20 protein-coding genes are annotated in these 18,224 nt (G+C 34.6%); 10 read left to right on the forward strand and 10 right to left on the reverse strand.

Annotation, left to right across the window (positions count from 1 at the left end; translation table 11 throughout):
• Positions 1-130 precede the first annotated feature (130 nt).
• Genes J3U18_RS03655 through J3U18_RS03665 form a run of 3 tightly spaced genes read left to right on the forward strand, consistent with a single transcriptional unit; the run spans position 131 to position 3,565 of the window.
• Positions 131-1,375, forward strand: a complete 1,245-nt coding sequence (locus tag J3U18_RS03655) for an oligosaccharide MFS transporter (RefSeq protein ID WP_065563662.1) — start codon at positions 131-133, stop codon at positions 1,373-1,375.
• Positions 1,376-1,433: 58 nt separating this feature from the next.
• Complete coding sequence (locus J3U18_RS03660) at positions 1,434-2,552, forward strand: glycoside hydrolase family 172 protein (RefSeq protein ID WP_065563661.1); 1,119 nt, start codon at positions 1,434-1,436, stop codon at positions 2,550-2,552.
• A gap of 14 nt (positions 2,553-2,566) precedes the next feature.
• Positions 2,567-3,565 (forward strand): LacI family DNA-binding transcriptional regulator, encoded by a 999-nt coding sequence (locus tag J3U18_RS03665; RefSeq protein ID WP_267352961.1) that lies wholly within the window; start codon positions 2,567-2,569, stop codon positions 3,563-3,565.
• A 14-nt stretch (positions 3,566-3,579) separates the two neighbouring features.
• Here J3U18_RS03665 and smpB read toward each other — a convergent pair whose 3' ends face one another.
• On the reverse strand, positions 3,580-4,062 hold the full coding sequence (gene smpB / locus J3U18_RS03670) for an SsrA-binding protein SmpB (protein ID WP_267352962.1): 483 nt from the start codon (positions 4,060-4,062) through the stop codon (positions 3,580-3,582).
• Positions 4,063-4,130: 68 nt separating this feature from the next.
• Between smpB and J3U18_RS03675 the strand changes: the two genes are divergently transcribed.
• From J3U18_RS03675 to J3U18_RS03695, 5 genes are read left to right on the forward strand one after another with little or no spacing between them, the layout of a single operon-like run.
• Positions 4,131-4,559, forward strand: a complete 429-nt coding sequence (locus tag J3U18_RS03675) for a type II toxin-antitoxin system RatA family toxin (protein ID WP_065563658.1) — start codon at positions 4,131-4,133, stop codon at positions 4,557-4,559.
• Position 4,560: 1 nt separating this feature from the next.
• The gene (locus J3U18_RS03680) at positions 4,561-4,833 is read left to right on the forward strand and encodes an RnfH family protein (protein WP_065563657.1); all 273 of its coding nucleotides are present in this window, start codon (positions 4,561-4,563) and stop codon (positions 4,831-4,833) included.
• 27 nt (positions 4,834-4,860) lie between these two features.
• Entirely contained in the window at positions 4,861-5,295 is a 435-nt protein-coding gene (gene zur / locus J3U18_RS03685; protein WP_065734711.1) for a zinc uptake transcriptional repressor Zur, read from the forward strand.
• Positions 5,283-5,639, forward strand: a complete 357-nt coding sequence (locus tag J3U18_RS03690; RefSeq protein ID WP_065563655.1) for an EamA family transporter — start codon at positions 5,283-5,285, stop codon at positions 5,637-5,639. Before zur ends, J3U18_RS03690 begins: the two co-directional genes overlap by 13 nt.
• Positions 5,639-6,028: a DMT family transporter gene (locus tag J3U18_RS03695; protein WP_065563654.1), complete on the forward strand. Its 390-nt coding sequence runs from the start codon at positions 5,639-5,641 to the stop codon at positions 6,026-6,028. Before J3U18_RS03690 ends, J3U18_RS03695 begins: the two co-directional genes overlap by 1 nt.
• A gap of 50 nt (positions 6,029-6,078) precedes the next feature.
• On the opposite strand, the gene J3U18_RS03700 is transcribed toward J3U18_RS03695, so the two are convergent.
• The 6 genes from J3U18_RS03700 to J3U18_RS03725 all read right to left on the reverse strand — a co-directional run bounded on the left by J3U18_RS03700 (position 6,079) and on the right by J3U18_RS03725 (position 12,187).
• The gene (locus J3U18_RS03700) at positions 6,079-6,303 is read right to left on the reverse strand and encodes a DUF4177 domain-containing protein (RefSeq protein ID WP_065563653.1); all 225 of its coding nucleotides are present in this window, start codon (positions 6,301-6,303) and stop codon (positions 6,079-6,081) included.
• Positions 6,304-6,344: 41 nt separating this feature from the next.
• Positions 6,345-6,749 (reverse strand): 8-oxo-dGTP diphosphatase MutT, encoded by a 405-nt coding sequence (mutT, locus tag J3U18_RS03705; RefSeq protein ID WP_065563652.1) that lies wholly within the window; start codon positions 6,747-6,749, stop codon positions 6,345-6,347.
• 113 nt (positions 6,750-6,862) lie between these two features.
• The gene (gene secA / locus J3U18_RS03710) at positions 6,863-9,586 is read right to left on the reverse strand and encodes a preprotein translocase subunit SecA (RefSeq protein WP_267352963.1); all 2,724 of its coding nucleotides are present in this window, start codon (positions 9,584-9,586) and stop codon (positions 6,863-6,865) included.
• Positions 9,587-9,671: 85 nt separating this feature from the next.
• Positions 9,672-10,016: a hypothetical protein gene (locus tag J3U18_RS03715; RefSeq protein ID WP_267352964.1), complete on the reverse strand. Its 345-nt coding sequence runs from the start codon at positions 10,014-10,016 to the stop codon at positions 9,672-9,674.
• 132 nt (positions 10,017-10,148) lie between these two features.
• Positions 10,149-11,699: a multicopper oxidase family protein gene (locus J3U18_RS03720; RefSeq protein ID WP_267352965.1), complete on the reverse strand. Its 1,551-nt coding sequence runs from the start codon at positions 11,697-11,699 to the stop codon at positions 10,149-10,151.
• Positions 11,700-11,818: 119 nt separating this feature from the next.
• Positions 11,819-12,187, reverse strand: a complete 369-nt coding sequence (locus tag J3U18_RS03725; protein WP_220225675.1) for a hypothetical protein — start codon at positions 12,185-12,187, stop codon at positions 11,819-11,821.
• A 238-nt stretch (positions 12,188-12,425) separates the two neighbouring features.
• On the opposite strand from J3U18_RS03725, the gene J3U18_RS03730 reads away from it, so the two are divergent.
• Positions 12,426-13,490, forward strand: coding sequence for an MJ1255/VC2487 family glycosyltransferase (locus tag J3U18_RS03730; protein ID WP_220225676.1), 1,065 nt, complete (start codon positions 12,426-12,428; stop codon positions 13,488-13,490).
• 10 nt (positions 13,491-13,500) lie between these two features.
• Complete coding sequence (gene folA / locus J3U18_RS03735; RefSeq protein WP_220225677.1) at positions 13,501-14,013, forward strand: type 3 dihydrofolate reductase; 513 nt, start codon at positions 13,501-13,503, stop codon at positions 14,011-14,013.
• 40 nt (positions 14,014-14,053) lie between these two features.
• Here folA and relA read toward each other — a convergent pair whose 3' ends face one another.
• From relA to coaD, 3 genes are read right to left on the reverse strand one after another with little or no spacing between them, the layout of a single operon-like run.
• Complete coding sequence (gene relA, locus J3U18_RS03740; protein WP_065563647.1) at positions 14,054-16,312, reverse strand: GTP diphosphokinase; 2,259 nt, start codon at positions 16,310-16,312, stop codon at positions 14,054-14,056.
• A gap of 5 nt (positions 16,313-16,317) precedes the next feature.
• The gene (rlmD, locus tag J3U18_RS03745; protein WP_267352966.1) at positions 16,318-17,643 is read right to left on the reverse strand and encodes a 23S rRNA (uracil(1939)-C(5))-methyltransferase RlmD; all 1,326 of its coding nucleotides are present in this window, start codon (positions 17,641-17,643) and stop codon (positions 16,318-16,320) included.
• A gap of 15 nt (positions 17,644-17,658) precedes the next feature.
• Positions 17,659-18,147 carry a pantetheine-phosphate adenylyltransferase gene (coaD, locus tag J3U18_RS03750; protein WP_065563645.1) on the reverse strand — a complete coding sequence of 163 codons (489 nt, stop codon included), beginning with the start codon at positions 18,145-18,147 and terminating at the stop codon, positions 17,659-17,661.
• Positions 18,148-18,224 lie beyond the last annotated feature (77 nt).

Consider the following 18,224-nt stretch of genomic DNA (forward strand, 5'->3'; position numbering starts at 1 on the left):
CAATTTTCTTTTCTCTTTCTCGAAAACAAAATAATTTTGATGTAGATCACATTTATCTAATAAAGCCGTTAAAGCTAAATTTTTAGCTATTCATACTCAAAACAGTGCTTAACTCTTTATAGGATAAATTATGACAAGTGCATTTTATAAAAAACCAACTTATTGGTTTGCTTCGTTTTATAGCATTATGTATTACGCGGCGGGTAGTTTTGTTTTTTCTTTTTATGCAATATGGCTTAGTAAAGAGATTGGTTTAACAGCAAAACAGACTGGTATTATCTATTCTTTTAACTATTTTATTTCGTTAATTATCATGATTATTTATGGTGTTTATCAAGATAAATTAGTCTTAAAAAAACATCTAATTTGGTTTCAAAGTGTCATCATAACATGTGCTGCACCTGCATTAATCTATGTTTACGAGCCACTTTTAAGACATAATTTTTATGTTGGTGTTATCTTTGGCAGTTTCTTCTTAGGTTTTGGTTGGGTTGCCGGTATGGGCTTGATCGATTCTTACTGTGAAAAAATCAGCCGTGCTTTCGATTTTGAATTTGGACAATGCCGTACTTGGGGTTGTATTGCTTATGCAGTGGGTACCTTTATCGCTGGTATTTTAATTAGTATCAATCCTCATCTTAACTTTTGGGCTGCTTCAGTGGTCGGTATCTGTTTTATGATACTCAATTTGAATTTCAAACCAGATTTAAGTAAATCATCGGCAGCAGTATTTCAGAAGAAAGATAAACTAAGTTTTAATGAAATTGTTTCAGTCTTTGGACTGAAAAAGTTTTGGATATTTGTTGTTTATGTACTTGGTACTTATAGCTTGTACAACATTTATGACCAACAATTATTCCCTGTCTTTTTTACTCAGCAGTTTACCGATGTAAATGATGGTTATCGCTTATATGGTATTTTGAATTCATTTCAAGTCTTTTTAGAAGCAGCTGTTATGTTTTGTGTGCCATTTGTGGTTAACAAAGTTGGTGCAAAAAATGCATTAATCTTTGCTGCATTTATCTCTGCAACTCGAATATTTTTAACAGGTCATGTTGAAAGTATTGCAATTATTTCCGTAATCAAACTTATGCACTGTTTAGAGATCTCAACTATTTTAGTCTCAGTGTTTAAATATATTGATAACAATTTCAATGCACGCTTGTCAGCTACAGTGTTTTTGATCGGTTATCAAGTAGCCGGTTCAGTAGGCGTAATATTATTTTCTACCTTTGTCGGTAATTTTTATGACACTGAAGGTGCTGCTACTACGTTTAATTATTTAGGCTTAGTTGTTTTAGGCTTCATGATATTTGCTATGGCCTTCTTAAGTCGTGATAGAAAGTCAGACAAAATTGAAAATGAAAGTAATTAAGCAAACGAAATTTATATTTTAATTAATAATATTTGTTAAAACTTATTAAGGACGCAAAATGAATATATTTGATTCAGTAACACAGTTTCACTTCGAACAAACAAGAACTATTTCACCTGAAAATTTGACTGGTGAAAAGGGTAAATCGTGTATGAAAGCTAGTGCTTTAGGTCCATGTAGGAAAGGACAAGGTTTTATATCCATTCCTGCTGGTGAAAAAGTGACTATTGCTGAAATTACTGGCCCAGGGGAAATTCGTCATATGTGGTTTACTTTAACTGATAAAACACATCGTGGAAGCTTTGTATTACGTGATGTTGTGATTCGAATTTATTGGGATGATGAAACTGTTCCTTCAGTGGAAAGTCCTATTGGTGACTTTTTCTGTAATGGTTTTGGTGCGAGATGTGATATTAATTCTATGCCAATAGTGGTTAATCCAACAGGTGGTTTTAATAGTTATTTTAGAATGCCATTTAATAAAAAAGCTAGAGTTGAAATTCACAATGAACATGAAGCTGATTTGCAACATTTCTTCTTTGCTATTAATTATGCGTTGATGCCAAAACCATTTGAAAATCCACTTTACTTTCATGCTCAATGGCGTCGTCAACGTGTGACTAATCATGCACAAGATTATGTCATATTAGATAATGTTCAAGGTTATGGTTATTATGTAGGTACTTACTTAGCTCTTACAGCTTTAGAGCGTTATTGGTGGGGAGAAGGGGAGTTTAAATTCTATCTTGATGATGATAGCGATTATCCAACACAACATTCAACTGGTTCAGAAGATTACTTTGGTGGCGCTTGGGCATTCCATAACCGTGATAGCCAAGGTCGTCCAAAAGCGAAATGTTTCCAAACAATGTTTATGGGATATCCATATCAAACAAACCGTGATGCAACTCGTGACTTTTTCCAAACTGGAGATTCTAATCCAGTACATGGTTTTGGTGATGATGGTTTGCCTTCACATGGTTTATATCGTTGGCATCTTCCAGATCCAATTGCATTTCACAAAAATATCAAATTAGCGTTTCAACAAATCGGTAATGATGATATAAGACTATATGAACGTTGTGATGATATTGCGAGTGTTGCTTATTGGTATCAAAGTCCATCGGTGAACCACAATCCAGTGTTCCCGAATAAACAACAACGTACTCCACGTTAGTATTAAGGTGATCTATGGCGAGTAATAAACTAAAAATTAATGATATTGCTCGTTTGGCTGGCGTGTCGGCAACGACCGTCAGTCATATATTTAACAAACGAGATAAAAAATATCGTATTTCTCCACAAACTCGGCAAAGAGTCTTATCGATCGCGGAGAAATATAGCGATCAACCCCATATTCGTCAATATTTGGTGAAGGCTAACAGCACCAATACGATTGGTGTTATTGTCCCCGATATGTCAAATTCATTTTTTTCTATGTTTTTGCATCATCTTGAATCATCTTTTCGGCAAAAAAATATCCAATTATTAATTACTTGTAGTCACTATAATAAAGAGGTTGAAATCAAAGTAGCTCAAAACTTAGTAGAGCGAAAAGTTGATGCGATGATTGTTGTAACCTCATTAGACAGTGATAAATTGTATGTAGATATTAATCAAAATACACCGGTACTACTTTTTGACCGTTATCTCAAAGATACCGTGTTACCCTTTATTACAAGTGAATCATTACAGTCTGTAAGTGATTTAATAAAGCCTTATGCAAAGAACTTGGACGAATTTTATTTTATTGGTTGTGATATTCAGTTAACTTCGATATGTGCAAGACTTGAAGGTTTTAGACGCGGTTTAGAAAGTGTGGGATTAACTGTAAAACCAGAATGGATTGTGAGTGATGATTATTCTCCTAATAAAGGTTTTGAATTACTTAAAGGTGTTCATGAAAGATTAGGCCGAATGCCGAAAGCTATTTTTACACCATCAGGTAATTTATTGGAAGAGGTCTTAGGTTATTTGGTTACAGCTAGAATTGATCCGGAGCAGGTGTATTTGTGTTCTTATGATTACAATAACTATCTTGGTTATGCGTATTATCCGATAGATGCGATTGTACAAGATATTGAAAGTATGGCGCTAACCTGTGTCGATGTGGTTGATGATTTGCTAAATTTTAAAGAATTAAAACATCAAGAATTTTTTATTGAGCCACAAATTATACGCCATCGTTAATTTAAACGTTATGATTAGCGATTCGCATTTTTCATTATGCGTGCTTTATCAACTTGCCATTGACGTTCTTTAATGTCAGTACGTTTGTCGTACTCTTTTTTACCTTTCGCAACACCAATTTTTACTTTTGCCCATGCATTTTTCCAATACAATGAAAGTGCAACAACAGTATAGCCTTGACGATTTATTTGCCCAAAAAGCGAGTTTAATTCTCGTTCATTTAGCAGTAATTTTCGTGTGCGTATAGGGTCACACACTACGTGTGTAGAAGCAACACTCAATGGAGTTATAGTTGCACCAAATAGCCATGCTTCGCCATTTTGAAGCAACACATAACTGTCACTGATATTAGCTTTGCCAGCTCGCAGTGATTTAACTTCCCAACCTTGTAGGGATAAACCTGCTTCAATTTCCTCTTCAATAAAGTACTCATGACGCGCACGTTTATTTAATGCAATGGTAGCCGAACCAGGCTTGTGTGATTTTTTCTTAGTCATAATGTGCGTTATTATAGAGTTACATGATACTATATGCCACTAATTTTAACTTTTAATTTTTTATTATTATGGCACATGTTTTTCACGAAGTGATCGAGCCTTATTCAATCCAACAAATGTTTGCGTTAGTGAATGATATAGCTAGATACCCTGAGTTTGTTCCTGATTGTATCGCAACTGGGATTATTAGCAAACAAGATAATCTTTTAACTGCATTTATTGAGGTTGAAAAATTGGGATTTAAAAAATCTTTTACCACCATAAATCAGATTAACGAGCCTAATTCAATTGATATGGCATTGATAGATGGTCCATTTAAGCATTTAAAGGGGCGATGGGAATTTACTGAAATTGATGAGCAAAAAAGTAAAATCAGCTTAAATTTAAACTTTGAGTTTAATAATAAATTAATGAGTGCTGTTTTTACGCCAATATTTAAGGAGGTGATGACCAACATGGTTAATGCATTTTCTCAAAGAGCAAGGCAGATATATTAATATGATAAATATTCAAGTTGTCTATGCGCTACCTAATCAACCTACGATTATTGATTGTGCAGTTGATGAGCAAACTAATGTCTTGCAAGCCATTACAAAATCCAATATCTTATCAATATGTAAAATTCGATTAGATGAACATCTTGTTGGAATTTATGGAAAACGTTGTGAACTGAATGAACAAGTAAAAGACGGCGATCGTATAGAAATATATCGAGCTTTAATCAATGACCCAAAAGAAATTAGAAGAAAAAAAGCGGCATTGAAAAAGTAACAAATAAAGTGAAGGGAACTTAACTGAATGCATAATATGCTGATTGAGAAAATTGAAACTTTATGCAAAAAACGTGGCATTAAGCTGACAACTCAGCGTAAAACCGTTTTAGATATCATGCTTAAAGCGAATAAAGCTATGAGCGCATATGATCTTTTAGATCTCTTAAAAGTCAGTGAGCCACAAGCAAAACCGCCAACGATTTATCGAGCTCTTGAGTTTCTACTTGAGCAAGGTTTTATTCATAAAGTTGAGTCAACCAATTGCTATATCATTTGCCCTCATTTTCAGGATCCTCAGCATATATCAATCTTATTTATTTGTGATAATTGTCAGCAAATTATCGAAAAACATTCTGAGAATATCGAGTCGCAACTTAAACAACTTGCTAGCCAAAGTCAATTCTTAATAAAGCATAGTGTGCTTGAAATTCATGGAATTTGTCACTCATGTCAACCTTAATCTTTTTTTTATGGTTAATTAATATTGCTTGTGACACGGTAGGGCAGATTGCATTCAAATATGCTGCTATTACTTCTAATGATGAGAAGGGGTTAAATTATTGGCAGAAATTATTTGGTAACATGTGGTTATGGTTAGGTTTTGGAGCTTACTTCATCGGTTTTGTATTTTGGTTGGCTTTTTTGAGTGAAGTTTCTTTGTCTAAAAGCATACTATTAGGCTCTTTTAATATTATTACAGTAATGATTGCTGGGCGTGTTTTATTTAAAGAACATTTAACGCCATTTCGTTTAATTGGTATTTTTTTTATAACTCTTGGCGTAGTACTAGTAGGATTAACTTAATGAAAAAGTTCTATATTATTGGTTTTATTTTACTACTTTTTTTTGATACTTTTGGGCAAACCAGCTTTAAACTTACTGCTATTTCAGCGTTGCCATTTGAACCAGATATTGCTTGGTTGTTAAGAGTTTTTAGTCATGGTTGGGCATATTTAGTTATGATTGGGTATGCAGGTGCATTTATAACATGGATGGTATTATTGCAAAAAGCACCAGTTGGTCCAGCTTTTGCTGCTTCTCACCTACAAGTGGTAACAGTAATGATAGTGTCGGTCATTGCTTTTAACGAACAAATTACCATTTCACGATTATTAGGTGCTTTGTCTATTATTGTTGGGATTATCTTTCTTGCGTTGGCTGAACAAAGAATACACAATAAATCTTCGAGTTAAATAGCTATTTACGAAGTGATTATTAATTCTAAAATTGAAAACGTGGCTTTTTATTTCACCTGTCCTCTATCTCGCTCCATCACTATTAGATAGGCTTCACGTTGCCAAAATAAAAATAAACGACGGATATCTTTTTGCATTGTAATTACGCGCCAGCCTTCTTGGGCAATATTATTTAAAAAAGCGGAAAATTTGTCAGCATTTGAATTAGCTGTACCGAAAACTAATGAAGACAAAGCCCCTTCTTGATAAATAACAACTTTATATTCTTTCATTGTTTTTATAGAGTCTAATTAAAATTAAATAACGAAATAACTTAGATCTGTTTGTCTAGGTTCTTAAGCATTTCGATAATCGGTCTGTTAGCATCTGGAAATTCATCTGCATTTAGATCTTCCTGATCGATCCAACGGCTTGGTTGTCCTTCTTTTGCAAAAGGAACACCATCCCACTCTTCTACTAGATAAGCATGAATAGTGATATCACGATCATCATAACTATGTTCAAAAGTTTTTAAAAATTGTGATTGATGAATATGAATATCAACTTCTTCTGCTATTTCACGCTCTAAAGTTTGATAAGGTGTTTCGCCGGCTTCGATTTTTCCCCCAGGAAATTCCCAAAAACCAGCAAGATGAGAGTCTTCACCGCGTTGGGTGATAAAGATTTGGCAATCTTGCGAACGAATGATACCTACAGCAATTTCAGTATGTTTTCTCATGATCCAATTTATATGTGATTAAAGTTTGGGAAAGCAACTGCTTTCCCATTTGTTTTTTTACCTTAATTGGTTATTTAAACATCAATGATAATTGATCATACTAAATTTTTGATTTAATTAACAGCACCATGACAATGTTTATATTTTTTACCTGATCCACAAGGACAAGGATCGTTACGGCCAACTTTTGCTTGAGTACGTACAACAGGTTGTTGTGAGTTTGCTGATTGTTCATCATTGCCCATGCCACCGATTGATTCATGATTAGCTTGCTGCTTAGCCATTAATTTTTCGACTTCAGCTTGGCGTTGGCGTTCAGCTTCTTCAACTTCCTCTTGTGAACGAATTTGTACTCGGCTTAATATACCAATTACATCATATTTTAATGCATCTAGCATATTTGCAAACATGTTGAAAGATTCACGTTTATATTCTTGCTTAGGATCTTTCTGTGCATAGCCTCGTAAGTGAATACCTTGGCGTAAGTAATCCATTGCTGCTAAATGTTCTTTCCACAATGTATCAAGTGTTTGCAACATAACACTTTTTTCAAACTGTCTGAAGGCTTCAGAACCCGCAATATTTTCTTTTTCAAGATATTTATTTTGTGCAAGTTGTATAATACGTTCACGTAAGGTTTCTTCATGAAGATTTTGTTCTTCATCAAGCCATTTTGCAATAGGTAAATCTAAATCAAAGTCACTTTTTAATGCTGCTTCAAGTCCAGGAATATCCCACATTTCTTCAATAGATTGTGGTGGGATATATTGATCAATAACAGTGGTAAATACATCCCCATGTATAGAATCAATAGTTTCTTTTATATCTACGTTATCTAATAAATCATTACGTTGGCTATATATAGCTTTACGTTGATCATTTGCAACATCATCATATTCAAGTAATTGTTTACGAATATCGAAATTGCGGCTTTCAACTTTTTTCTGAGCATTAGCAATAGCTTTAGTGATCCATGGATGTTCGATTGCTTCACCTTCTTTCATACCCAATTTACGCATCATGTTACCAACACGCTCTGATGCAAAAATACGCATAAGTGGATCTTCTAGTGATAAGTAAAAACGTGAAACACCTGGATCACCTTGACGGCCAGCACGTCCACGTAATTGGTTATCAATACGACGAGATTCATGACGTTCAGTACCTAAAATATAAAGCCCACCAAGTTGAATGACTTCTTCATGTTTAACTTGCCATGCTTGTTTAGCTTTCTGGATATCGTCATCAGTTGGATTTTCTAATTTCGCAACTTCACTTTGCCAATTACCACCAAGCATAATATCGGTACCACGACCTGCCATATTTGTTGCAATAGTTACAGCGCCTTTACTACCTGCATCAGCAATAATTTCAGCTTCTTGAGCATGGAATTTGGCATTAAGTACATTATGTTTGATACCTGCTTTTTTAAATGCATGAGAGACAAGTTCTGATTTTTCGATTGAAGCAGTACCTACTAAGACTGGTTGTCCACGTTTGATACACTCTTGCACATCGGCAACGATTGCATTAATTTTCTCTTTTTCTGTCATATAGACAAGGTCTGGTAAATCTTTTCTGACCATTGGACGGTTAGTTGGAATAACAATGGTATCTAAACCATAAATTTGGTTAAATTCGAAAGCTTCTGTATCAGCAGTACCAGTCATACCAGCTAATTTTTCGTATAAACGGAAATAATTTTGGAAGGTAATAGAAGCTAACGTTTGATTTTCATTTTGAATTTTTACGTGTTCTTTAGCTTCTACTGCTTGATGTAAACCATCCGACCAACGGCGACCATCCATTGTACGGCCTGTATGTTCATCGACGATAATGATTTCATTATCTCTAACAATATAATCTACGTCACGGTGGAATAAATGATGAGCTCGAAGAGCTGCGTTGACATGGTGCATCAACACAATATTACTTGGTGCATAAAGTGATTCATCACCTTTCATAATTCCTTGTTTTATTAATAGTTCTTCAACTTTAATTAAACCTCGTTCAGTAAGATTTACTTGGCGTGATTTTTCATCAATTGAGAAGTCTCCGTCTCCTTGAAATTGCTCTGAATCTTCTTTTTCTTGTTTAATAAGATGAGGGATGATTTTATCAATACTGATATATTTATCTGAACTATCTTCAGCTTGACCTGAGATGATTAATGGGGTCCTTGCTTCATCTATTAAAATTGAGTCAACCTCATCGACTAAAGCATAGTGTAACGGTCGTTGAACACGTGATTCTTTGTTAAACACCATATTATCGCGTAGATAATCAAATCCATATTCATTATTCGTACCATAAGTGATATCAGCATTATAAGCATCACGTTTTATTTCTGGAGGCATGTTAGGTAAATTGATACCGACTGTTAAGCCCAAAAATTCAAATAGAGGGCGGTTATTTTCTGCATCACGCTGAGCTAAATAATCATTTACAGTTACAACATGTACACCTTTACCGGTTAATGCATTTAAATAGGCAGGTAATGTAGCTGTTAATGTTTTACCTTCACCAGTACGCATCTCGGCAATACAGCGCTCATTAAGCACCATGCCCCCAATGAGTTGGACATCAAAATGGCGCATACCAAATACACGCTTACTTGCTTCACGAACTACTGCAAAAGCTTCTTCTAATATGTCATCTAACTTAGTACCATTTGCAATCTTCTGCTTAAATTCATTGGTTTTTGCTTTAAGTTCATCATCGGTTAGCGCTTCCATAGATGGTTCAAGAGCATTAATATTTTCAACACGTTTACGCATAGATCTTAAAACGCGTTCATTACGGCTACCGAATACTTTTGTTAATAATTTTAATAACATAACTGTTCTCTTATTCTTTTTTTATAATGGGACTAATAAGGAATAAACCTTATTTAATAAATTAATTTAATGATATAAAAACACGTTAAGCAGTAGCTTGAGGACCCGCTCTTATTCCATTATATGGTGATAATCGAATAACGGTATTTGGAGTAACTTCATCATAATTGAGTGAGATAATTTGCTTATCGTAATGCTCTTCATTTAACAAAGATGAAGTTTGAGATTTTGTTCTTATTGGTGCTTGGTGATCTTGTACTATTGCTGTTATAGCAATAATACCAACCTGTGTGGAAGATGATTGAACTGGTAATGCATTTTCTTCATATAAACCGAACCCAGCAGCAATTACACCTAATAATAAGTGCGATAGGGCTGTTTTAATGATGAGGCGTTTACTAATTTGTTGCCAGTAGTTAATCAAGGTCATAACTATAATATCTTAGCATTTTTTGCCAAAATGAAAAACTATTATTATTTATTAGTAAATGTATTAAATTTTATTATGTTATTTATTAAAAAATACCCACGATCTTTTTTTGAAAGTGGGTAATTTATTTCATTATTCTTTAACCATTAATTGCCCCATCATACCCAGCGTTTCATGCTCTACAATATGACAGTGATACATACGTAGTCCCGGCATATTTTGTTGAATTTTAATAACAAGCGTTTCGTGCGGGCGTAAGTTAGTGGTATCTTTCAAAGCAACAAACTCGGGTGTAGTTTTAGTGCCATTTAATTCACGAGATTGCACAATAAATTGCGCTCCATGTATATGGAAATTGTGATCCATATGTGAGTTATTAACAATTGTCCACTCTTCAACATCGTGAAGTTTACTTTCCAAGTCGATTCGTGACATATCATGCCGTTTGCCATTAATTAAAAATAGCATACCACCTCGAGGCTCACTTTTATCCATTACTTCAGTATATTCAAGTGATTTTTTGGCGACGGCTTTGCCTAAAATGGGTACTTGTTTTAGATGCGTTGGTAGAACTGTACTGGCCGTTTGAGTTAACTGGAGCTGTGAAAGAATGATGTTTGGTTCCGGCGGTACATTTCCCATTTTGCCACGATCGTAGCCGATGTTTTGCAGATAAAGACTGGCGGTTTTTTTCGGAACGATAACCACTTCAGCCCGTTCTGCCGGAGTAAGTAATAACGGTTTATTGAGTTGATGCGGCTCGGTAATGAAACCGCCGTCGGTAGCAACTAAAAAGACATCACAATCCGGTATTGATAGATTTAAATATCGGCCTGAACACGCATTCCAGATTCTGACTCGTGTTGCACCTTCTACTTTTATATTGGGTTGGTAAGCGCCATTGATCAACACAAATTGTCCTTCCCGACCATTCATCCAGTCGGTCATGGAATTTTCGGCGATTTCGCCGTTTTCAGTTAATTTTAAGTCAGAAAAGAACCAATGTTGCTCCGGTAGCGAAGCAAGCGGATCATTTTTAGTGCGCACAATAAAGGTACCGGCTAAACCACGAAAGACTTGTTCTGCAACGGTATTATGTCCATGTGGGTGATACCAATAGGTTCCGGCTGTGCCTTCTGGAATGGTAAATTCATAAACTCTGCTGCCACCTGCCGGAATAGCATCTTGCGGGTTGCCGTCTTGATCTGAAGGAATCAGCAAACCATGCCAATGAACGGTTGTTGGCTGTGAGAGATCATTTTTAACGGTTATTTTAACATGATCGCCTTCAAATACTTCGATTTTCGGACCAGGAATCATGCCATTATATGCCCAAAATTCGGTGGTAATTTCCGGTGTTAAGGCTATTTTAACCGGTTTTAAATGTAGCGTTGCTTCAAATACGCCAGCTTGGGTGCTGGTATTTTTTAAATTAGTTAACTCGGGTAAGTTTTTACCGTGTGGTAGCGCTGTAGTCGATAACAGTTTTTGTGGCATGTTGTTATTCATTTTCATATTCATATTCATATGATCGTGCATGTTGTCCCCCTTATCACAATTATCAGATTTAACATCACAAACCATGTCAGACATTGGTGAATTATCCAATTTGGCTATGGCTTTAGTTGCAATTAAACCACCGACAGCAGCGGTAATATTCATTATAAAATTTCGGCGTTTCATAGTATTCCTATAATTATTTATTACGTTAAACAATAACCTGCATACAACCGTCAAGACTATAAAAAGTGAGATTGTGTTATTGATTTCCAGTACTTATTACTAATATTTAACTGCGTAAATTAGATAAATTTTGGTGGCTTTAACTCAGGAATAAATTCTTTATATTCAGGAATAAATTTAGTAAGTAGATATTGTTCACTATGAATCGGATAATCAAAATTAACAATATAATTAGTTATAATTGTACTGCAAGTGGCACAATGATTAACCGATTTACCAATAAAAGATTTTGTTGATTTAGAAGTCGGCAAATCTGTATTTGCATAATTAAGATTTGCGTTCACCTGAGATGATATTAAATTTGGTGAATGATGATCTGAACAAGGTTTAGATATAATTAGAGAAAAATGCCCAATAGAAGAAAAAAGCAAAAATATTGCCAATATAATTAAAATATAAAATTGCTTCTTGTTAACGATTTGCGACATTATTCATCACACAATTAATCTCCTCGAATCCATTTTACTAAAAATAGCAGCAAATTTATACAGTTTTAACTCTTGATATAAAAATTTGATTTTAATACCAAGGAATTAAAGCTGTTCAAACGTTTAATGATAAATATCACTTACTCATTTATTTGTTATAATCATAAAATAAATAAGCCAAATATAAATGGTTCTGGTATCATATTTGCATAAAAATAATATTCTGATTAAAAACGATATGAAAATTCTTTACGGAGTTCAAGGAACAGGAAATGGCCACATCAGTCGTAGTAGAACTTTAGCGAAAGCTCTAAAAAAGGCTGGTGCTGATGTTGATTACATTTTCAGTGGTCGTGATCCTAAAGATTATTTTGATATGCAGGCCTTTGGCAATTATCGAACATTTAGCGGTCTATCTTTTGCAACACATAATGGAAAAATTAATTATCGAAAAACTATCCAAAAAATTCGCGCCTTTAGGTTAATTAAAGATGTTCGTGATCTCGATTTATCAAAATATGATTGCATTATTAGTGATTTTGAGCCAGTAAGTGCATGGGCTGCACATTATCAAAATCGAGAATGTTTAGGGATTAGTAACCAATCTGTCTGCCATTACCTTAAGCCAAAAGAATACGGCATGATAGCCAATGTTATTATGAAATATTATGCACCTGTTACAAAACCAATTGGCTTACATTGGTTTCACTTTGGCCATAAACTAATTCCACCAATGATTGATTCATTTGAAACTGTACCAACTGAAGATGGTAAAATTGTTGTGTATTTACCTTTTGAAGATTTAAATGAAATTGCAGAATTAGTTACTCAATTTCCACAATATCAATTTTGTTGTTTCCATCCCGATGTAAAACAAGTTACAGAGCGTAAGAATTTATTATTACAACCGTTAAGCCGAGATAATTTTACGCAAGCTTTGCTTAGTTGTTCTGGGATTATTTCAAATACTGGATTTGCATTAATATCTGAAGCGTTATCTTTAGGGAAGAAGATTCTAACTAAGCCAGTAGCAGGTCAATTTGAACAAGTTTATAATGCTCAATGTCTGCAATCTTTGGATATGGCAACTGTGATGGAAAATCTAAATAGCATGAAGCTTAAATATTGGGTTAGCTTGCCTTCTCCCAAACCAGTTGTTTATCCAGATGTGGCGACCGAGTTAGCTAATTGGATTGTTTCAGGTCAAAAAGAATCATTACTATCTTTAAGTCAAAGACTTTGGCAGCAGACTATATTCCCTGACAATGTGAATGAGCGTATAAAATCCTTAGGGTATGTGTAAAGGAACTAATATGATATTAAGTATTATTGTTGCCATGGCGGATAATCAAGTTATTGGGTTAAATAATCAAATGCCGTGGCATATGCCAGCAGATTTAGCATGGTTTAAAAAAAACACATTAAATAAGCCAGTTATTATGGGGCGAAAAACGTTTGAGTCTATTGGTAGACCATTGCCTAATCGCCATAACATTGTAATTAGTCGTCAAGCTGATAACAAAGCTTCAATAAACTCTGATGTTAGCTGGGTTCAATCGGTTGATGAAGCAATATCGTTGCTCAATGAACAGTCGGTTGAAGAGGCATTTTTTATAGGTGGGGGTAATATATATAGTCAGGTATTACCTTTAGTTAATCGTCTTTACTTAACTCATATTGATGCTCAATTACAAGGTGATACTTATTTTCCGGATTATTCTCAAATAGCATGGCGACAAATTCACTCAGAACAACATAAAGCTGATGAAAAAAATCAATATGATTATCAATTTGAGATTCTAGAAAAAACGAATCAATCAAAATAAATGAGTTGCCACCTAGAATTAGTGGCAACTTAATCAATAGCTACCCTTGAAACCGTTTTGCCTCAATTACATCTGGAAGCTGTTTAATTTTGTTTAATACTCTTTCTAGTGAATCTTGATCAAAAATTTGCATATCCATATCAATAGTCGCAATTTGTTGTTTCATTTCAATTCGGCTTGAGACACCTAAAACATTTACTTTCTCGTTAGCCAATATAGTGGTGATATCTCGCAATAAACCACTCCTGTCGTTAGCTATGATTCTAACAACCATTGTATAACTTGAATTGTGATTGCCACTCCATATAGCGCTAGTAATACGCTCTGGAGCATGATTTTTTAACTCTTGTAATTGTTCACAGTCAGCTCGATGAATAGAAATACCTCGTCCTTGTGTTACAAAGCCAACAATCGGATCGCCAGGAATAGGTCGACAGCAATTAGCAATGGTGTAAAGTAAATTGTCGACACCTTCAATAATAATTTCACCACCTTTTATAGCGGTCGATTTTCCTGTATTTTTAGCTTGAGATGTTGATTTTTGGGTAATTTGTTTTAGAACAGCTTCATCTTCTTCTTCTGCTGTCGGTTTATTAAATTGGGCATTAATGAAGTTAACTAGTTGATTAATCCTAACATCACCACTACCTATCCCAGCAAGTACCTCATCAAAAGAGTGGGCATTGTATTTACTAATAAGAATTTTTTCGACACTTTTTAAGCTAATATTTAATGGCTCTAGCTCGTTTTCTAAAATTTGTTGTCCGGCAGCAATATTTTTATCTCTATCTTGCTTTTTGAACCAAGCTTGTATTTTTGCTCGAGCGCGACTGCTATTAACAAACCCCGTATTAGGATTTAACCAGTCACGACTTGGATTTGGTTGTTTCTGAGTAATAATTTCAACTTGATCGCCAGTTTTCAAAATATAAGTGAACGGAACTATACGACCACCCACTTTGGCACCAATACAACGATGTCCAACATCACTATGAATATGATATGCAAAATCTAAAGGGGTTGAACCAGTTGGTAAATCGACTACATCACCTTTAGGCGTAAATACATAAACCCTGTCATCAAAAATTTGGCTACGGACGGTTTCTTGAATTTCGCCACTTTCGGACATTTCTTGTTGCCATGTTAATAACTTACGCAACCAAGAAATTCGTTGATCGTAAGCTGTCATCTTATCCGTACTGCCTTCTTTATATTTCCAGTGTGCGGCTACACCTAATTCAGCATCATTGTGCATTTGTTCAGTACGGATTTGAATTTCAATAGTTTTATCTTGTGGACCATAAACAACCGTATGGATCGATTGATAACCATTGGGTTTGGGGTTAGCCACATAGTCATCAAATTCTTTAGCTATATGTTTATAATGGCTATGCACAATCCCTAATGCATTGTAGCAATCTTCAATTCGGTCACAAATTATACGCACAGCTCGAATATCATATAATTCTTCAAATTGTAGATGTTTGCGTTCCATTTTTCGCCATATACTATAGATATGTTTTGGACGACCGTAAACTTCAGCACGAATATGATCTTTATTCATCATATCCTGTAAATTCTTAACAAATTGATTAATGTATGATTCACGATCCAATCGTTTTTCATGTAACTTATGAGCAATGAAACGATATTGATCTGGATGTAAATAACGGAAACAAAAATCTTCAAGTTCCCATTTTAATTGCCCGATTCCTAATCGATTGGCTAGAGGAGCATAGATATTAAAGCACTCTTTAGCTGCGAGGACTTGATCTTCTTTTGGGGCATTCATTAGATTACGTAAATAAGTAATACGCTCTGCTAATTTTATTACCACACTACGGAAATCATTTACCATAGCCAATAACATACGACGAATACTGTCAATTTGCTCAGTAGTTGCATGTCCATTACGGATGGCTCGTAGTTGCCTGATATCCTTCATTTTGATAACACTGGAAAGGATGTGAATAATGTCGCGATCGAAATTTTCAGGCAGATCTTCACGGCGGATAATTTTAGTATCAAGGAATGGCAGTAAAAGGGCTGTACATAAACTGTTAATGTCCATGTTCAAGGTTGATAAAATCTCAACCATCTCAATTGCATTTTGGAAGCAGTAGGTTTGTTCAGGCGCACCAGCACTGTGTTCAAAACAAAAATCCCAGATATCCTTAAACTTTTGATAGGATTCAAAATTGGTTAATAAAAGTTCATGTTTAGCCCATTGTTCAACATCAAACTGTGTTAGAGTATAATGCTCGTCATTTTGTTGATGGGCGCCTCTAATTGATACCATAATTATTACCCTGATCTGGTTAACATCAACATTGATTCAATATGCTTAGTTTGTGGAAACATATCCAAAATAGCAATCTTTGCAATATTGTATCCTTCCTCAATAAAGAGTTTGCAGTCCCTAGCTAATGTAGCAGGATTACATGAAATATAAACTATTTTTGATGGTGATAATTTAACAATTTCTGCTGTAGCATTATAAGCGCCTGCTCTTGCAGGATCTAATAATACTTTGTCAAATACTGTTTGATTCCATATCGAAAATTGTTGTTTATCTTCTAAATTACAGGTAAAAAATTGGGTTTTAGCCTGAATTTTATCTTGATTTAAGTTGGCATTAAGTTTAGCTTTTTCGACTAATTCCTCTACGCCTTCAACACCGGTAATAGATTGGCAATATTTTGCTATAGGTAATGAAAAGTTGCCCATGCCGCAAAATAGGTCAAGTATTTTGTCATTTGATGATATATCTAACCATTCAAGTGCTTTATTTACCATCTTTTGATTAATCTGGTTATTTACCTGAATAAAATCGAGTGGGCTAAAGGTTAGTTTTAATTGATCGATAAGGTAGTAATGTTCTTTATTGCCAAAAACATGAACCAGATTATCACCATGTAAATAGAGTGATATGTTATGAATTTCAGCAAACTGTTTTAATAAATGACTATCTTGCTCAGTCAATAGCTCAGTATGCCTTAACACTATAATTATTCCACTATCAACTGCAATTAATTCAATATGGCCAAGTGCTTTTTTCTGTTTGATTTGTCTTAAGCAAGATTGTAATGGAATGAGTAAATCATCTAGCTGTTCAACTAATACTGGGCAGTGGTCAATATTTATAATTTTGTTCGATTCGGATTGTCTGAAACCAATAAGTAATTCACCTTTGAAGAAATTAATTGATAACCGAGCACGTCTACGATAATGATAGGGTTGATCAGCAATGATATTAGGTGCGTTATCTTCCAACAAAGCCCCAGTTTCTTTTTGTATTAGCTTAATTAGTGCATCATATTTTGCTTGTTGTTGTAGATCTGGAGAAATATGTTGTAATTCACAGCCACCACATTGGGTAAAATACTTACATTGTGGTTTAACCCGATATTGACTGTAATTATGGTACTTTATTACTTTGGCTTTAGCGTAATTTTTTTTATCTTCGATTAATTGAATATCGACGGTCTCGTCCGGCAAGGCTGATTTAATAAAGATTGTTTTACCTTTATGATTTGCTACCCCTTGTCCAAAGGCATCTAATTTTGTAACTGTAACTGTCAGTTTTTGAGAGGCTAGTTTTTTTTTTGGAGGAGTATAAAAATTGACCATATTAATAAATCGATATTATGTTAACCGTTTCAATAACTCTGTTTTAACATGTAAGGGTACTAAATTGGATATATCACCACCATGGTAAGCAACGTCTTTAACGATGGTAGATGAAATAAATCCCATTGCAATTGAAGGCATTAAAAAGATGGTGTCTAAATCTGGTTTTAATGCTCGATTCATTTCTGCGAGTTGTCTTTCATATTCAAAATCGAGAGTTGTTCTCACACCTCTAACAATAACTGTTGCTCCGTGTTTCTGGGCAAAGTCAGCCATAAGATTATCAAAGCCAATCACTTCAACATTCAGTAAATGTTCCACTGGTGTTGAGGCTAAGTTAACTCTTTCTTCTAAAGTAAATAGCGTTTTTTTATTAGGGCTTTCCGCTATTGCGACAATCAAACGAGGAAAAAGTTGGGATGCACGGGTAATCAGATCAATGTGACCATTAGTAATTGGATCGAATGTTCCCGGAAAAATAGCCGTGAGATTTTTACTTTTCATTTATTTTATCCATTAGCGAATAGGAGAATATCATACCTAATTTTGACTTGGATTGTTAGTTTAACCGTACAAAATCT

The organism is Gilliamella sp. B3482 (assembly GCF_026536805.1).
Taxonomy (GTDB): Bacteria; Pseudomonadota; Gammaproteobacteria; order Enterobacterales; family Orbaceae; genus Gilliamella; species Gilliamella apicola_E.

Coding starts and splice junctions, on each gene's coding strand:
- J3U18_RS03655 (WP_065563662.1), top strand. CDS start 131: ATGACAAGTGCATTTTATAAAAAACCAACTTATTGGTTTGCTTCGTTT.
- J3U18_RS03660 (WP_065563661.1), top strand. CDS start 1,434: ATGAATATATTTGATTCAGTAACACAGTTTCACTTCGAACAAACAAGA.
- J3U18_RS03665 (WP_267352961.1), top strand. CDS start 2,567: ATGGCGAGTAATAAACTAAAAATTAATGATATTGCTCGTTTGGCTGGC.
- smpB (WP_267352962.1), bottom strand. CDS start 4,062: ATGACTAAGAAAAAATCACACAAGCCTGGTTCGGCTACCATTGCATTA.
- J3U18_RS03675 (WP_065563658.1), top strand. CDS start 4,131: ATGGCACATGTTTTTCACGAAGTGATCGAGCCTTATTCAATCCAACAA.
- J3U18_RS03680 (WP_065563657.1), top strand. CDS start 4,561: ATGATAAATATTCAAGTTGTCTATGCGCTACCTAATCAACCTACGATT.
- zur (WP_065734711.1), top strand. CDS start 4,861: ATGCATAATATGCTGATTGAGAAAATTGAAACTTTATGCAAAAAACGT.
- J3U18_RS03690 (WP_065563655.1), top strand. CDS start 5,283: ATGTCAACCTTAATCTTTTTTTTATGGTTAATTAATATTGCTTGTGAC.
- J3U18_RS03695 (WP_065563654.1), top strand. CDS start 5,639: ATGAAAAAGTTCTATATTATTGGTTTTATTTTACTACTTTTTTTTGAT.
- J3U18_RS03700 (WP_065563653.1), bottom strand. CDS start 6,303: ATGAAAGAATATAAAGTTGTTATTTATCAAGAAGGGGCTTTGTCTTCA.
- mutT (WP_065563652.1), bottom strand. CDS start 6,749: ATGAGAAAACATACTGAAATTGCTGTAGGTATCATTCGTTCGCAAGAT.
- secA (WP_267352963.1), bottom strand. CDS start 9,586: ATGTTATTAAAATTATTAACAAAAGTATTCGGTAGCCGTAATGAACGC.
- J3U18_RS03715 (WP_267352964.1), bottom strand. CDS start 10,016: ATGACCTTGATTAACTACTGGCAACAAATTAGTAAACGCCTCATCATT.
- J3U18_RS03720 (WP_267352965.1), bottom strand. CDS start 11,699: ATGAAACGCCGAAATTTTATAATGAATATTACCGCTGCTGTCGGTGGT.
- J3U18_RS03725 (WP_220225675.1), bottom strand. CDS start 12,187: ATGTCGCAAATCGTTAACAAGAAGCAATTTTATATTTTAATTATATTG.
- J3U18_RS03730 (WP_220225676.1), top strand. CDS start 12,426: ATGAAAATTCTTTACGGAGTTCAAGGAACAGGAAATGGCCACATCAGT.
- folA (WP_220225677.1), top strand. CDS start 13,501: ATGATATTAAGTATTATTGTTGCCATGGCGGATAATCAAGTTATTGGG.
- relA (WP_065563647.1), bottom strand. CDS start 16,312: ATGGTATCAATTAGAGGCGCCCATCAACAAAATGACGAGCATTATACT.
- rlmD (WP_267352966.1), bottom strand. CDS start 17,643: ATGGTCAATTTTTATACTCCTCCAAAAAAAAAACTAGCCTCTCAAAAA.
- coaD (WP_065563645.1), bottom strand. CDS start 18,147: ATGAAAAGTAAAAATCTCACGGCTATTTTTCCGGGAACATTCGATCCA.